We start from the raw sequence: 12,685 nt of genomic DNA, 5'->3' as shown, positions 1-12,685 counted from the left end.
GAAAATAGGTGTATCCATGCAGATTTCGGTAAATGAGTTCCTGACCCCCCGCCATATTGATGTGCAGGTGGTCAGTTCGACCCGCGCCAAGATCACTCTCGAGCCTCTCGAGCGTGGCTTTGGCCATACCCTGGGCAACGCGCTGCGTCGCATCCTGTTGTCCTCCATGCCTGGCTGTGCAGTAGTCGAGGCCGAGATTGACGGTGTACTCCATGAGTACAGCGCCATTGAAGGTGTTCAGGAAGATGTCATTGAAATCCTGCTCAACCTGAAAGGCTTGGCCATCAAACTGCACGGTCGTGACGAAGTGACACTGACTCTGGCGAAGAAGGGCTCGGGCGTAGTTACCGCTGCCGATATTCAGCTGGATCACGATGTTGAAATCGTCAATGGCGACCACGTAATCGCCAACCTGGCTTCCAATGGCGCGCTGAACATGAAGCTCACAGTAGCTCGTGGTCGCGGCTATGAGCCAGCGGATGCGCGTCAGAGCGATGAAGACGAAAGCCGCAGCATTGGTCGCTTGCAGCTGGATGCTTCCTTCAGCCCGGTGCGTCGTGTGTCCTACGTGGTGGAAAACGCTCGCGTTGAGCAGCGTACCAACTTGGACAAACTGGTTATCGACCTGGAGACCAACGGTACTCTGGATCCTGAAGAGGCTATTCGCCGCGCTGCAACCATTCTGCAACAGCAGTTGGCTGCGTTCGTCGACCTCAAAGGTGACAGTGAGCCTGTGGTTATCGAGCAGGAAGACGAGATCGATCCGATCCTTCTCCGCCCGGTTGATGACCTGGAACTGACTGTACGTTCGGCTAACTGCCTCAAGGCAGAGAACATCTACTATATCGGCGATCTGATTCAGCGCACCGAAGTAGAGCTGCTCAAAACGCCGAACCTGGGCAAGAAATCCCTGACCGAAATCAAGGATGTTCTGGCTTCTCGCGGTCTGTCCCTCGGTATGCGCCTCGACAACTGGCCGCCGGCAAGTCTGAAGAAAGACGATAAGGCGACTGCCTGATCGTCATCATCACCGAACGTGAGTTTGGTAAGGAATTGAACCATGCGTCATCGTAAAAGTGGCCGTCACCTCAGCCGCACCAGCGCACACCGCAAGGCCATGTTTCAGAACATGGCGGTATCGCTGTTCGAGCATGAGCTGATCAAAACTACTCTGCCGAAAGCCAAAGAGCTGCGTCGCGTTGCCGAGCCGCTGATTACTCTGGCTAAAGAAGACAGCGTTGCCAATCGTCGTCTGGCCTTCGATCGTACGCGCTCGAAAGCCATCGTCGGCAAGCTGTTCAACGACCTGGGCAAGCGTTACGCCACCCGTCAGGGCGGTTATCTGCGTATCCTCAAGTGCGGTTTCCGTACTGGCGACAATGCTCCAATGGCTTATGTTGAGCTGGTTGACCGTCCGGTCGCTGGCGCGGCTGTAGACGCTGAGTAAGTCGTAGGTTGTATAAGAAACCGGGCCTTGGCCCGGTTTTTTTATGTCTGTAGTGCACATCGTTCGCGTTGCGCAATGCGCGCGCACATTGCGCTTGACCCAGAGGCTGGGTACAGCCAGCATCAATTTTGTTTGTCGCTTGTTTGAGGAAGTTCCTATGAAAGGCCATGTAGAAGTTATCGATTACCTGAAGGTGCTGCTCAAAGGCGAGCTGGCCGCTCGTGATCAGTATTTCGTGCATTCGCGCCTGTATGAAGACTGGGGTCTCAGCAAGCTTTACGAGCGCATCAACCATGAAATGGAAGAGGAGACTCAGCACGCTGACGCCATCCTCAAGCGCATTCTGTTTCTCGAAGGCACGCCGGACATGGTTCCAGACAGCTTCAGTTTTGGGCAGACAGTGCCGGAGATGCTCAAGCTCGATCTGGCCCTGGAATACCACGTGCGCGCTGCGCTGAGCAAAGGCATCGCATTGTGTGAGCAGCATCAGGATTATCAGACGCGCGACATCCTGCTGATTCAGCTCAAGGACACCGAAGAGGATCACGCTTACTGGCTGGAAATTCAGCTGGGGCTGATCGACAGGCTGGGCCTGGAGAATTATCTGCAGTCGCAGATGTAGGCTTTAGCTACAAGCTACAAGCTACAAGCTACAAGCTACAAGCTACAAGCCAGGCCAGAGCGGAGATGATCCGTTCTGGCCTGTTTGTTGATGGCCGTTGCAACGCCAATTAGGCTTGTGTAGGAGCGAATTTATTCGCGATGGTGTCGCGAATAAATTCGCATCCTACATGGATGCAACAGCTAGCTCTGCAGCTAAGCGCGGTCGCGCTCCAGCAGCGGCTTGAGGAAGTAGCCAGTATGCGATTGCGGCATTTCGGCGACTTCCTCAGGTGTACCGCAGGCGATGATCTGGCCGCCTTTGGAGCCGCCCTCTGGCCCAAGGTCCACCAGCCAGTCAGCGGTCTTGATGACATCGAGGTTGTGCTCGATGACCACCACGGTATTGCCATGGTCGCGCAAGCGATGCAGCACATCGAGCAATTGTTGGATATCCGCGAAGTGCAGGCCGGTGGTCGGCTCATCGAGGATATACAGGGTCTTGCCAGTGTCACGCTTGCTCAGCTCGCGTGACAGCTTGACCCGCTGCGCCTCGCCGCCGGACAGCGTGGTCGCGCTCTGTCCAAGCTTGATGTACGACAGGCCGACATCCATCAGGGTTTGTAGCTTGCGCGCCAGCGCAGGGACCGCATCGAAGAATTCGCGGGCCTCCTCGATGGTCATTTCCAGCACCTCATGGATACTCTTGCCCTTGTACTTCACTTCCAGGGTTTCGCGGTTGTAGCGCTTGCTCTTGCATACATCGCACGGCACGTAGATGTCCGGCAGGAAGTGCATCTCCACCTTGATCAAGCCATCGCCCTGGCAGGCCTCGCAGCGTCCGCCCTTGACGTTGAAGCTGAAGCGGCCGGGGCCGTAGCCGCGTGAACGGGATTCCGGCACGCCGGCGAACAGTTCGCGGATCGGGGTGAAGATCCCGGTGTAGGTCGCCGGGTTGGAGCGCGGCGTACGGCCGATCGGGCTCTGGTCGATATCCACCACCTTGTCCAGGTGCTGCAGGCCGTCGATGCTGTCGTGGGCGGCGGCTTCCAGGGTGGTGGCGCCGTTCAGCGCAGTGGCGCTGAGGGGGAACAGGGTGTTGTTGATCAGCGTCGACTTGCCAGAGCCGGATACGCCGGTAACGCAGGTCAGCAGGCCGATCGGGATCTCCAGGTCGACATTGCGCAGGTTATTGCCGCGGGCGCCCTTGATCTTCAGCGCGAGTTTCTTGTCGCGCGGATGGCGCTTGGCCGGTACGGCGATCTTCACGCGCCCAGACAGGTATTTGCCGGTCAGCGAGTCCGGGTGCGCCATGACTTCAGCGGCGGTGCCCTGGGCGACGATCTGTCCGCCATGTACGCCGGCGCCGGGGCCGATATCCACCACGTAGTCGGCCATACGGATGGCGTCTTCGTCGTGCTCGACCACGATCACCGTGTTACCGATGTCGCGCAGGTGGCGCAGGGTGCCAAGCAGGCGCTCGTTATCGCGTTGATGAAGGCCGATGCTCGGCTCATCGAGGATGTACATCACCCCGACCAGGCCGGCGCCAATCTGGCTGGCCAGGCGAATGCGTTGCGCCTCGCCGCCCGACAGGGTGTCGGCGCTGCGGTCCAGGGTCAGGTAGTCGAGGCCGACGTTGACCAGAAACTGCAGGCGCTCGCGGATTTCCTTGAGGATTTTTTCGGCAATTTCACCGCGCCGCCCGGTCAGGGCCAGGCTGGCAAAGTAATCGGTGGCATCGCCGATGGGCATGGCGGTAACTGCCGGCAGGGTCTTTTCACCGACCCAGACGTGGCGCGCTTCACGGCGCAGTCGGGTGCCGCGGCAATCCTGGCAGGCCTGTGTGCTGAGGAATTTGGCCAGTTCCTCGCGCACGCTGGTGGATTCGGTTTCCCGGTAACGACGCTCCAGGTTCGGTACGATGCCCTCGAACGGGTGCGAGCGTTTGACGATATCGCCACGGTCGTTGAGGTATTTGAAGTCGACGTTCTGCGTGCCGCTGCCGAACAGGATGCATTTCTGGTGTTCGGCGCTGAGCTCGTCGAACGGCACTTCCAGGCTGAAGCCGTAATGCGCGGCGAGGGAGCCGAGCATCTGGAAGTAATAGACGTTGCGCCTGTCCCAGCCGCGGATCGCGCCCTCTGCCAGGGTCAGCTCGCCATTGACCAGGCGCTTGGTGTCGAAGAACTGTTTGACACCCAAGCCATCGCAGGTGGGGCATGCGCCAGCGGGGTTGTTGAAGGAAAACAGCTTGGGTTCCAACTCGCTGATCGAGTGGCCGCAGACCGGGCAGGCGAAGCGTGCGGAGAAGATGACTTCCTCACCGTCTTCGCCCTCCATGGGTGCGATCAGGGCCAGGCCGTCGGCCAGCTTGAGTGCAGTCTCGAAAGACTCGGCCAGGCGTTGCTGCAGATCGCTGCGTGCCTTGAAGCGGTCGACCACGGCGTCGATGCTGTGCTTCTTCTGCTTGTCGAGCTTGGGCAGTTCGTCCAGCTCGTAAATCTTGCCGTTGACCCGTACACGCACGAAACCCTGGGCGCGCAGTTCGTCGAACACGGCCAGGTGCTCGCCCTTGCGTTCACGAATGATCGGCGCCAGCAGCATTAGTTTGCTGCCCTCGGGCAGGGCCAGTACCTGGTCGACCATCTGGCTGACGGTTTGCGCTTCCAACGGCAGGTCGTGGTCCGGGCAGCGCGGAATGCCGGCGCGGGCATACAGCAGGCGCAGGTAGTCGTAGATTTCGGTGATGGTGCCGACGGTGGAGCGCGGGTTGTGCGAGGTGGATTTTTGCTCAATGGAAATCGCCGGCGACAGGCCTTCGATGGTGTCGACATCGGGTTTTTCCATCATCGACAGAAACTGCCGGGCATAGGCCGACAGGGATTCGACGTAGCGGCGTTGACCTTCGGCGTACAGGGTGTCGAAAGCCAGGGATGATTTGCCGGAACCGGACAGGCCGGTGATCACGATCAGCTTGTCGCGTGGCAGGGTCAGGTCGATGTTCTTCAGGTTGTGGGTACGGGCCCCACGGATCAGAATCTTGTCCAAAACGGCCTCACGCAGCGGGCAGGGTAAGCAGTCAAGTATACGGCTCGCAGCGCCCATGCGGCAAAGCGACACTGCTGCGCCGTAGGGGGTTCGACTGCTAGAATCGCCGGCTTGTTCACGAGAGCTTTTCACATGCACGATTCGCACAGTGAGCGTATGAGCGCGGGCGAAACCCGGGCCGCGGGTGGCCTGGCGCTGGTTTTTGCCTTTCGCATGCTAGGCATGTTCATGGTGTTACCCGTGCTGGCGACCTACGGTCAGGATCTGGCCGGCGCCACGCCCGCCTTGCTTGGCCTGGCCATTGGTGCCTACGGGTTGACCCAGGCGGTGTTGCAGATTCCCTTCGGCATGCTCAGTGATCGCATCGGCCGGCGTCCGGTAATCTATGCCGGCTTGCTGATCTTCGCTGCCGGCAGCGTGCTGGCGGCCAATGCCGATTCGGTCTGGGGTGTAATCGGTGGCCGAGTGCTGCAGGGCGCCGGGGCGATTTCCGCCGCAGTGATGGCCTTGCTCTCGGACCTGACCCGCGAGCAACACCGCACCAAGGCCATGGCGATGATTGGCATGAGTATCGGCCTGTCGTTTGCCGTGGCCATGGTCGTCGGCCCCTTGTTGACCCGCGCATTTGGCTTGTCCGGGTTGTTCTGGGCGACAGCAGCCATGGCTCTGGTGGGTATTCTTATCGTTGCGGGCGTGGTGCCGCGCGCCGCCGGGCCGTTGCAGCACCGTGAGTCGGGCGTCGCCAAGCAAGCGCTGTGGCCCACGCTGCACAATAAGGATTTGCTACGTCTGGATTTTGCCATTCTGGCGTTGCACGCGATCCTGATGGCGAGCTTTATCGCCCTGCCGCTGGCATTGGTCGAGCAGGGCGGTTTGCCCCGCGAAGAGCACTGGTGGGTGTACCTCACCGCGCTGCTGGTCGGCTTCTTCGGTATGGTGCCGTTTATCATCTATGGCGAGAAGAAGCGCCGCATGAAGCAGGTGCTGCTCGGTGCGGTTGTGGTGCTGCTCGGCTGCGAACTGTTCTTCTGGGCCTTTGGTCACAGCTTGCGAGCGTTAGTCGTTGGTACGGTGGTGTTCTTCACCGCCTTCAACCTGCTCGAGGCTTCGCTACCTTCGCTGGTCAGCAAGGTGGCCCCGGCCGGCGGCAAGGGCACTGCGATGGGGGTGTATTCGACCAGCCAGTTTCTCGGGGCGGCCCTGGGCGGCATACTGGGCGGCTGGCTATTTCAGCACGCCGGGTTGGGCGGGGTGTTTCTCGGCTGCGCTGCCCTGGCGCTTCTCTGGCTCGGCTTTGCTGTTACTATGCGCGAACCGCCTTATGTCACCAGTCTGCGTCTGCCGCTGTCCGCGGCGTCCCTGCAGGAAGTCGGGTTGGCCGAGCGCCTGCGCGCCGTGCCCGGGGTGGCGGATGCCGTGGTGGTGGCTGATGAAGCTGCTATCTACATCAAAGTGGACACTCAACAATTGGATCGCACGTCCCTGCAGCGCCTGATCGATATGGCGCCGGCGACGTGCTGAAAGTCTAGGAGAACGTTATGGCCCGTGGGGTTAACAAAGTCATTCTGGTGGGTACCTGCGGACAGGATCCGGAAACTCGCTACCTGCCCAGCGGTAACGCTGTCACCAACCTGAGCCTGGCCACCAGTGAGCAGTGGACCGACAAGCAGACCGGCCAGAAAGTCGAGAAAACCGAATGGCACCGCGTCTCGCTGTTTGGCAAGGTCGCTGAAATCGCCGGCGAATACCTGCGCAAAGGCTCGCAGGTCTACATCGAGGGCAAGCTGCAAACCCGCGAGTGGGAAAAAGACGGGATCAAGCGCTACACCACGGAAATCATTGTCGACATGCAGGGCACCATGCAGCTGCTGGGCGGCCGTCCTGAGGGCGCTGGTGGTGGTGAGTCGCGTCAGTCGCGCCCGGCCCCACAGCGTGAGCCGCAACAGGCTCCGCGTCAGGTCGCTCCGCAGCCGCAGTCACAGGCCAAGCCTGCTCAGGATTTCGACAGCTTCGACGACGATATTCCGTTCTGATCGACCGAGTAAGCGTTTTCTATGCGTATGCGCCTGATGCTGCTCGGCGGCGGCAACTCACTGGGACAGGCGTTGATTCGCCTCGGTGCCGAGGAAGACATCGGCTTTCTCGCGCCGCGGCCGCCCGAGTCGGGCTGGGACGCAGCCAGCCTGACCCAGCTGCTCGATGACACCCGCCCCGATGCTTTGATCAACCTCGCCTACTACTTCGACTGGTTTCAGGCCGAAGCGGTGGGCGCTGCGCGTTTCGATGCCCAGGCCCTGGCCGTCGAGCGTCTCGCCGAGCTTTGTCAGCATCACGAGATTCGCTTGCTGCAGCCATCGAGCTACCGGGTTTTTGATGGTTCGCGCGCCACGGCGTACAGCGAGAAAGAAGAGGCGGTGCCCATTGGTCTGCGTGGTCAGGCGCTCTGGCGTATCGAGCAGCGTGTGCGGGCAACCTGTCCCAAGCATGTGCTGGTGCGCTTCGGCTGGCTGCTGGATGACAGTCCTCAGGGGCTGCTCAGCCGTTTTCTGGCGCGTGCCGAGCGCGAGCAGGCGCTGTACCTGGCCGACGACCGGCGCGGTAACCCCACGCCGGTCGACGACGCGGCGCGGGTGATCCTGGCGATTCTCAAGCAACTCGACTGCGAGACCCCGTTGTGGGGCACTTATCACTACGGCGGCCATGAGGCGACCACCTCGCTGGCGCTAGGGCAGGCGATTCTCGGCGAGGCGCGGCAACTGCGCGGCAACCTGGTGGAGGACGTTTTGCCCCAGGCCCATGCGGCGCGCCCGGATGCGGCTGAGGAACCCCAGCACGCGGTGCTTGCCTGCAAGAAAATCCTCCACACCTTCGGCATCAAACCGCGCGCCTGGCGTGCCGGGTTGCCGGCTCTTCTGGATCGGTATTACCGCCATGTCTGATGCTGTTGCGCCCATTCTGATTACCGGCGGCGCGGGCTTTATTGGCTCGCACCTGGTCGATGCCCTGCTGGCAGTTGGTCGCCGGGTACGGGTGCTGGACAACCTATCGATGGGCTCGCGGGACAACCTGCCCCTTGATCACCCTGGCTTGCAACTGATCGTTGCCGATGTAGCCGATGCCGCCGCTGTTTCTGCAGCCACTGAAGGTTGTGCGGCAGTGGTGCACCTGGCTGCGGTGGCTTCGGTGCAGGCGTCGGTTGATGATCCTGTGGGCACCCACCAGAGCAACTTCGTCGGCACCTTGAATGTCTGTGAGGCCATGCGTTTGCATGGTGTGCGGCGTGTGCTGTTCGCCTCCAGCGCGGCGGTGTACGGCAATAACGGTGAAGGCTGTGCCATCGACGAACAAACCAGCAAGGCGCCTCTGACGCCTTACGCAGCAGACAAGCTGGCCAGCGAGCATTACCTGGAGTTTTATCAGCGCCAGCACGGCCTGGAGCCGGTGATCTTTCGCTTCTTCAATATTTTTGGGCCGCGCCAGGACCCTTCCTCGCCTTATTCCGGGGTGATCAGCATCTTCACCCAGCGTGCCCAGCAGGGTATGCCTATTAGGGTCTTCGGCGACGGCGAGCAGACCCGCGACTTTTTCTATATCGGCGATCTGGTCGATGTGCTGGTGCAGGCGCTGAGCGCTCCGGTCATCGAGCCTGGCGCGGTCAATGTCGGCTGGAGTCAGGCGGTAAGCCTGAATCAGCTGCTGAGTGAAATCGGCGTGTTGCTTGGTGGCTTGCCGGAAGTGACCTATCAGGCGCCGCGCGCCGGTGATATTCGCCACTCGCGTGCGGATAACCAGCGCTTGAGCGACCGCTTTGAGCTGCCCACCCCGACACCACTGGCCGATGGTTTGCGTCAGTTGTTAGGGCGGTGAAAAAAGGCAACAGGCCCTAGCCTTTATTCGCGAAGTTAGTGGCATGATCGCGAATAAATTCGCTCCTACAGCACCATGAAAAAAGCCGGCAATGCCGGCTTTTCTCCATCCTGGGTTTTCTTAGAACTTGTAACCCAGGCCAACCATGTAAACGAAGGGGTCGATGTCCACGTCGACCTTGACCTTGCCTGCGCCCGCCAGGTCTGTAGTGGCGGTGGTGTCGATGTCGACATACCAGACCGAGGCGTTGAACAGCAGGTGCTCGGTCAGGCTGTAATCCATACCGACTTGCAGGGCCAGGCCGATCGAGTTGTCCAGTTCGAGGTTGCTAAAGCCTGCAGCTTTACGTTCGCTGGTCAGGTCCTCATCGAAGAACAGGGTGTAGTTGAGGCCGGCGCCGACATAGGGCTGGAATGCCGAGGTCGGGGCCATCGGGTAGTACTGCAGCGACAGGGTTGGGGGCAGGTGTTTGATGTCGGCCAATTTGCCGTCAAGGCCGCCGAGGCCCTTAACGGTCACCGAGTGGCTGAACGGGGTGGCCGCCAGCAGCTCGATGCCGATGTGATCGGTCAGCATATAGGCACCTGCAAGGCCCAGCTGAGTATCGCTGTCCACTCCAGCCTTGCCGCCGAGGCGGCCGCCGTTGAGGGTGAGCGCCGAGCTGTCTTCCTGCGGGTCCACGGTGGCGACACCGGCACGCACGATGATGTCGCCCGCCTGGTGGGCATAGGCCAGGGGCGCTGCGAGAGACAGGGCGACCAGCGAGGCGGTGAACAGAGGCTTGAACATGGTGAACTCCTTGGCATGTCATCAGTAAGAGCAGATGTGACAAGGGTAGGGCGCTTGCAGCAGGCATCTGTTGACCCAGCTCAATGGTCCGGCGATTCGTTGCGCAGACGCTATTGAGCGTTGCCATTGATACGATTGCAGATGATAATGTTTCTCTTTAATTGCTTGCCCGCTTCCGGGCTTGTCTGTCTGGCACAGCTGCATGCTGAACTGTGCTGCTGATGGCGTCGCTTTCTGCTTACTGGCTGAGGATTGCCCCCGCATGAACCCCTACCCTGTCCGCTCACTGGTTGCAGCCATGCTGCTGAGCAGTGCGCCTTTGTTGGCTGCGCCGCTCGATGCCGCGCTGGATGAAAGCCAGCGCCTGGCCGCCGAGGCCAAATCGTCGCAAGCGCGCATCGAGCAACTCGATGACGCCAGCCGCGAAATGCTCACCGACTACCGCAATGCCATTCAGCAGGCCGAGGCCTTGCGTGGCTACAACGCGCAGCTCAAGGAGCTGGTCGCGGCCCAGGGCAAGGAACTCAGTGGTTATCAGGTGCAACTCGATGGGATTGAACGTACCCAGGAGGCCGTAGCACCGCAGATGCGTCGCATGGTTGAGGTACTGGGCGAATTCATTGCTGCTGATCTACCGTTTCTGCCGGATGAGCGACAGGACCGCCTGGCGCAACTGCAGGACTTGCTGCCACGTGCCGACGTGAGCCTGGCTGAGAAGTACCGGCGTATCCTCGAGGCCTATCAGGTGGAAAGCGATTACGGCCGCACCCTGGAAGCCTGGCGCGGTGAGCTGCCGGTAGAGGACGGTACGCGCAGTGTCGAGTTCCTGCGCCTGGGCCGGGTGATGCTCTATTACCAGACCCTCGACGGTCGCGAGAGTGGTTGGTGGAACCCTCAGGCTTCGGCCTGGCAAACCCTTGACGGTTCTGCCCGTCGTCCTCTGCATCAGGCCATTGCCATCGCTCGCCAGGAGCAGGCTCCTGCGCTGTTGTCTCTGCCCGTCAAGGCGCTGTCCCAGGAGGCTGCACAATGAGCCGTCGTATGCTTGCCGTTCTGGCCCTTGGCCTGGTGACCTTTACTGCCGCAGCGGCTGAGCCGCTGACGCCCGACCAGTTGTTGCAGCGCATCCGCAGTGAGCGTGCGGCTGAGGTCACTGCCATGCAGTCGCGTGAACAGACCTTTATCGCCGAGCGCGGCGAGCGTGCCCAGTTGCTTGCCCAGGCCAACGCAGCTTTGGCCACCCAGAAAGCCGAAGCCGAGCGCCTGAAAGCCGAATTCGATCGTCAGGAAGCGCTGCTGGCCGAGCAGGAAAAACTCTTGGCCCAGCGCGTCGGCCACCTGGGCGAGTTGTTTGGCGTGGTGCGTCAGAGTGCCGGCGATGTCGCCGGGCAATGGCAGGACAGCCTGCTCAATGCGCAGTACCCGGAGCGCCTGAAACGCCTCAAGGCCCTGGCCGAAAGCCGGGCCTTGCCGTCGGCCGCCGACCTGGATGGCTATTGGATGCTGCTGCTGGAAGACCTGGCCGCCAGTGGTCGGGTCGAGCGCCTGCAATTGCCTGTGGTGGCTGCTGATGGCCAGCGCAGCGAGCAGTCGGTATTGCGCGTGGGCGCGTTCTCGGTGTTCAACGATGAAGCCTTCCTGCGCTACGACGCTGACGCTGGCGAGCTGATCGCACCCTTGCGCCAGCCCTCGGGCTTTGGCCAGGTCAGCGATTACCTGACGACGGATGAAGCACTGGCGACGCTGCCGATCGACCCGAGCCGCGGCACGCTGCTGGCGCAACTGCAGCGTGAGCCGACGCTGTGGGACCGCTTGCAGCAGGGCGGCCTGGTCGGTTGGGTGATCGTTGCCCTGGGTGTGTTCGGCCTGTTGCTGGCGATCTGGCGGATGGTCTACCTGGCGCGCGTAGCCTCTGGTGTCAAAGCGCAAGTCCGTGACCTCAGCGCACCGCGCGACGATAACCCGCTGGGCCGGGTGATTGGCGTGCTGGGGCCGAAGCCGCAATTGTCGGACCTGGACACCCTGGAGCTGAAACTCGACGAGGCGATCCTGCAGGAGACCCCGCCGCTGGAGAAAGGCCAGGGCCTGCTCAAACTGCTGGCGGCGGTCGCACCGCTGCTCGGCCTGCTCGGCACCGTGACCGGCATGATCGTTACCTTCCAGGCGATTACCCAGGGCGGTGGGGGCGACTCACGGCTGATGGCCGACGGTATTTCCCAGGCCCTGGTGACCACCGTACTTGGCCTGGTCGTGGCGATTCCGCTGCTGTTCCTGCACAGCCTGCTGGCCAGCCGCAGCAAGGGGCTGATCCAACTGCTGGAGCAGCAAAGTGCCGGCCTGATTGCCCTGCACCTGTCGGGAGCGCCGCGCCGTGACTGATCTGCATGGCCTGTGGCTGCGCCTGGTCGACAGCGCCTATGCGCTGCTCGACTTCATGAGCGCTGGCGGCGTGGTCATGTGGGCCCTGGCGGCGCTGTGCGTGGTGTTCTGGACGCTGGTGTTCGAGCGTTTCTGGTACATGCGCCGGGTGTTCCCGCTGTGGGTTCAGGAGCGCCGTCACGCCTGGCAGCAGTTGCTGGCTGATGAGCCGGGCACCTGGCAGCGCTCGGTGCGCAGTGCCTGGCTGGCCCAGGCGCGCCAGCACCTGACCGGCCCGTTGCGTCTGAGCAAGACCCTGGTGGCGTTGTACCCACTCTTCGGGTTGCTCGGTACCGTCAGCGGCATGGTCGCGGTGTTCGACGTGCTCGCCATCAACGGCACCGGCAACCCGCGCGGCATGGCCGCCGGTGTGTGGCAGGCGACCCTGCCGACCATGGCCGGGATGGTCCTGGCGATATCCGGATTGTTCAGCCTGGCGCGTCTGGAACGTGACGCCCGCCAGGCCCTCGAGCGGCTGGCTGACCAGCTGCGACACGACTGAGACCTGTAAAC

At 61.6% G+C, this 12,685-nt stretch carries 12 protein-coding genes; 10 read left to right on the top strand and 2 right to left on the bottom strand.

Annotation, left to right across the window (positions count from 1 at the left end; translation table 11 throughout):
- Window positions 1–16 precede the first annotated feature (16 nt).
- The 3 genes from BMW49_RS13200 (at window position 17) to bfr (ending at window position 2,069) form a co-directional block, all read left to right on the top strand.
- Window positions 17–1,018 (top strand): DNA-directed RNA polymerase subunit alpha, encoded by a 1,002-nt coding sequence (locus BMW49_RS13200; RefSeq protein ID WP_069519895.1) that lies wholly within the window; start codon window positions 17–19, stop codon window positions 1,016–1,018.
- Between the two features lie 42 nt (window positions 1,019–1,060).
- Complete coding sequence (rplQ, locus tag BMW49_RS13195; protein WP_069519894.1) at window positions 1,061–1,447, top strand: 50S ribosomal protein L17; 387 nt, start codon at window positions 1,061–1,063, stop codon at window positions 1,445–1,447.
- A gap of 157 nt (window positions 1,448–1,604) precedes the next feature.
- A complete protein-coding gene (bfr, locus tag BMW49_RS13190) occupies window positions 1,605–2,069 on the top strand; it encodes a bacterioferritin (RefSeq protein ID WP_069519893.1) in 465 nt (154 codons plus the stop codon).
- Between the two features lie 194 nt (window positions 2,070–2,263).
- Here the strand turns inward: bfr and uvrA are convergent, their stop codons facing one another.
- Window positions 2,264–5,098 carry an excinuclease ABC subunit UvrA gene (uvrA, locus tag BMW49_RS13185; RefSeq protein WP_069519892.1) on the bottom strand — a complete coding sequence of 945 codons (2,835 nt, stop codon included), beginning with the start codon at window positions 5,096–5,098 and terminating at the stop codon, window positions 2,264–2,266.
- A 132-nt stretch (window positions 5,099–5,230) separates the two neighbouring features.
- Here uvrA and BMW49_RS13180 point away from each other — a divergent pair, with 132 nt between their 5' ends.
- The 4 genes from BMW49_RS13180 to BMW49_RS13165 are packed head-to-tail and all read left to right on the top strand — an operon-like array spanning window position 5,231 to window position 8,965.
- Window positions 5,231–6,619: an MFS transporter gene (locus BMW49_RS13180; RefSeq protein ID WP_069519891.1), complete on the top strand. Its 1,389-nt coding sequence runs from the start codon at window positions 5,231–5,233 to the stop codon at window positions 6,617–6,619.
- 17 nt (window positions 6,620–6,636) lie between these two features.
- Entirely contained in the window at window positions 6,637–7,131 is a 495-nt protein-coding gene (locus BMW49_RS13175; protein ID WP_069519890.1) for a single-stranded DNA-binding protein, read from the top strand.
- A 21-nt stretch (window positions 7,132–7,152) separates the two neighbouring features.
- The gene (locus tag BMW49_RS25140) at window positions 7,153–8,037 is read left to right on the top strand and encodes a sugar nucleotide-binding protein (protein WP_069519889.1); all 885 of its coding nucleotides are present in this window, start codon (window positions 7,153–7,155) and stop codon (window positions 8,035–8,037) included.
- Window positions 8,030–8,965, top strand: a complete 936-nt coding sequence (locus tag BMW49_RS13165) for an NAD-dependent epimerase/dehydratase family protein (protein WP_069519888.1) — start codon at window positions 8,030–8,032, stop codon at window positions 8,963–8,965. The genes BMW49_RS25140 and BMW49_RS13165 overlap by 8 nt, the downstream gene beginning before the upstream one ends.
- Window positions 8,966–9,085: 120 nt before the next feature.
- On the opposite strand, the gene BMW49_RS13160 is transcribed toward BMW49_RS13165, so the two are convergent.
- Complete coding sequence (locus BMW49_RS13160) at window positions 9,086–9,754, bottom strand: OmpW/AlkL family protein (protein WP_069519887.1); 669 nt, start codon at window positions 9,752–9,754, stop codon at window positions 9,086–9,088.
- Between the two features lie 262 nt (window positions 9,755–10,016).
- Here BMW49_RS13160 and BMW49_RS13155 point away from each other — a divergent pair, with 262 nt between their 5' ends.
- From BMW49_RS13155 to BMW49_RS13145, 3 genes are read left to right on the top strand one after another with little or no spacing between them, the layout of a single operon-like run.
- Window positions 10,017–10,787 carry a DUF3450 domain-containing protein gene (locus BMW49_RS13155; RefSeq protein ID WP_069519886.1) on the top strand — a complete coding sequence of 257 codons (771 nt, stop codon included), beginning with the start codon at window positions 10,017–10,019 and terminating at the stop codon, window positions 10,785–10,787.
- A complete protein-coding gene (locus tag BMW49_RS13150; protein ID WP_069519885.1) occupies window positions 10,784–12,133 on the top strand; it encodes a MotA/TolQ/ExbB proton channel family protein in 1,350 nt (449 codons plus the stop codon). Before BMW49_RS13155 ends, BMW49_RS13150 begins: the two co-directional genes overlap by 4 nt.
- The gene (locus BMW49_RS13145; protein ID WP_069519884.1) at window positions 12,126–12,674 is read left to right on the top strand and encodes a MotA/TolQ/ExbB proton channel family protein; all 549 of its coding nucleotides are present in this window, start codon (window positions 12,126–12,128) and stop codon (window positions 12,672–12,674) included. Before BMW49_RS13150 ends, BMW49_RS13145 begins: the two co-directional genes overlap by 8 nt.
- Window positions 12,675–12,685 lie beyond the last annotated feature (11 nt).

The sequence above is a fragment of the Pseudomonas cuatrocienegasensis genome (genome assembly GCF_900110925.1).
GTDB classification, from domain to species: domain Bacteria; phylum Pseudomonadota; class Gammaproteobacteria; order Pseudomonadales; family Pseudomonadaceae; genus Aquipseudomonas; species Aquipseudomonas cuatrocienegasensis.
The sequence above is the reverse complement of the archived record's forward strand: the minus strand, read 5'-3'. Positions and strand labels throughout refer to the sequence as shown.

Bases quoted from the DNA above. Each gene is read 5' to 3' on its own strand.
- BMW49_RS13200 (WP_069519895.1), top strand. From the start codon at position 17: ATGCAGATTTCGGTAAATGAGTTCCTGACCCCCCGCCATATTGATGTG.
- rplQ (WP_069519894.1), top strand. From the start codon at position 1,061: ATGCGTCATCGTAAAAGTGGCCGTCACCTCAGCCGCACCAGCGCACAC.
- bfr (WP_069519893.1), top strand. From the start codon at position 1,605: ATGAAAGGCCATGTAGAAGTTATCGATTACCTGAAGGTGCTGCTCAAA.
- BMW49_RS13180 (WP_069519891.1), top strand. From the start codon at position 5,231: ATGCACGATTCGCACAGTGAGCGTATGAGCGCGGGCGAAACCCGGGCC.
- BMW49_RS13175 (WP_069519890.1), top strand. From the start codon at position 6,637: ATGGCCCGTGGGGTTAACAAAGTCATTCTGGTGGGTACCTGCGGACAG.
- BMW49_RS25140 (WP_069519889.1), top strand. From the start codon at position 7,153: ATGCGTATGCGCCTGATGCTGCTCGGCGGCGGCAACTCACTGGGACAG.
- BMW49_RS13165 (WP_069519888.1), top strand. From the start codon at position 8,030: ATGTCTGATGCTGTTGCGCCCATTCTGATTACCGGCGGCGCGGGCTTT.
- BMW49_RS13160 (WP_069519887.1), bottom strand. From the start codon at position 9,754: ATGTTCAAGCCTCTGTTCACCGCCTCGCTGGTCGCCCTGTCTCTCGCA.
- BMW49_RS13155 (WP_069519886.1), top strand. From the start codon at position 10,017: ATGAACCCCTACCCTGTCCGCTCACTGGTTGCAGCCATGCTGCTGAGC.
- BMW49_RS13150 (WP_069519885.1), top strand. From the start codon at position 10,784: ATGAGCCGTCGTATGCTTGCCGTTCTGGCCCTTGGCCTGGTGACCTTT.